The 1,452-nt window shown below is 47.5% G+C and carries 2 protein-coding genes; both read left to right on the forward strand.

The window, feature by feature from the left end; translation table 11 throughout:
• Positions 1-58: 58 nt before the first annotated feature.
• Positions 59-595: an integrase repeat-containing protein gene (locus tag F9817_RS23635; RefSeq protein ID WP_427916733.1), complete on the forward strand. Its 537-nt coding sequence runs from the start codon at positions 59-61 to the stop codon at positions 593-595.
• Positions 535-1,452: integrase repeat-containing protein (locus F9817_RS23640; RefSeq protein ID WP_427916734.1), on the forward strand; the 918-nt coding region annotated here is incomplete at its 3' end. The genes F9817_RS23635 and F9817_RS23640, both read left to right, overlap by 61 nt.

A 1,452-nucleotide genomic window follows, 5' to 3' on the forward strand; every position in this document is an offset into this window, starting at 1 on the left:
TCTTCCCGCGAGTCCAAATACGCTTTATGCCGCTGACTGGGTTGATTGGTTTAGTTTTCTGGATAAAGAGAAGCGGTCTTTCTATTCGACATACGCAGAGGCCAGCCAAGCAGCGATAGGATTGGGCATTCAATCGTTTCAAGAATATNAGCAGCGTTACAAAGAAGATNTGCGTCTTCCCGCGAATCCAAATAAGCTTTATGCCGCTGACTGGGTTGATTGGTTTAGTTTTCTGGATAAAGAGAAGCGGCCTTTCTATTCGACATACGCAGAGGCCAGCGAAGCCGCAATAAGATTGGGCATTCAATCGGGGCCAGAATATAAGCAGCGTTACAAAGAAGATGTGCNTCTTCCCGCGAGTCCAAATACGCTTTATGCCGCTGACTGGGTTGATTGGTTTAGTTTTCTGGATAAAGAGAAGCGGTCTTTCTATTCGACATACGCAGAGGCCAGCCAAGCAGCGATAGGATTGGGCATTCAATCGTTTCAAGAATATCGCTTTATGCCGCTGACTGGGTTGATTGGTTTAGTTTTCTGGATAAAGAGAAGCGGTCTTTCTATTCGACATACGCAGAGGCCAGCCAAGCAGCGATAGGATTGGGCATTCAATCGGGGCCAGAATATCAGCAGCGTTACAAAGAAGATGTGCATCTTCCCGCGAGTCCAAATACGCTTTATGCCGCTGACTGGGTTGATTGGTTTAGTTTTCTGGATAAAGAGAAGCGGTCTTTCTATTCGACATACGCAGAGGCCAGCGAAGCCGCGATAGGATTGGGCATTCAATCGGTGCAAGAATATNAGCAGCGTTACAAAGAAGGTGTGCGTCTTCCCGCGAATCCAAATCAGGTTTATGCCGCTGACTGGGTTGATTGGTTTAGTTTTCTGGATAAAGCGAAGCGGCCTTTCTATTCGACATACGCAGAGGCCAGCGAAGCCGCGATAGGATTGGGCATTCAATCGGGGCAAGAATATAAGCAGCGTTACAAAGAAGATGTGCGTCTTCCCGCGAGTCCATATAAGCTTTATGCCGCTGACTGGGTTGNTTGGTTTGGTTTTCTGGATAAAGCGAAGCGGTCTTTCTATTCGACATACGCAGAGGCCAGCCACGCAGCGATAAGATTGGGCATTCAATCGTTGCAAGAATATAAGCAGCGTTACAAAGAAGATGTGCGTCTTCCCGCGAATCCAAATCAGNTTTATGCCGCTGACTGGGTTGATTGGTTTAGTTTTCTGGATAAAGAGAAGCGGCCTTTCTATTCGACATACGCAGAGGCCAGCCACGCAGCGATAAGATTGGGCATTCAATCGGGGCCAGAATATAAGCAGCGTTACAAAGAAGATGTGCGTCTTCCCGCGAGTCCAAATACGCTTTATGCCGCTGACTGGGTTGATTGGTTTAGTTTTCTGGATAAAGAGAAGCGGTCTTTCTATTCGACATACGCAGAGGCCAGC

Source organism: Vibrio eleionomae (assembly GCF_009874545.1).
In the GTDB taxonomy this organism is placed as follows: domain Bacteria; phylum Pseudomonadota; class Gammaproteobacteria; order Enterobacterales; family Vibrionaceae; genus Vibrio; species Vibrio nitrifigilis.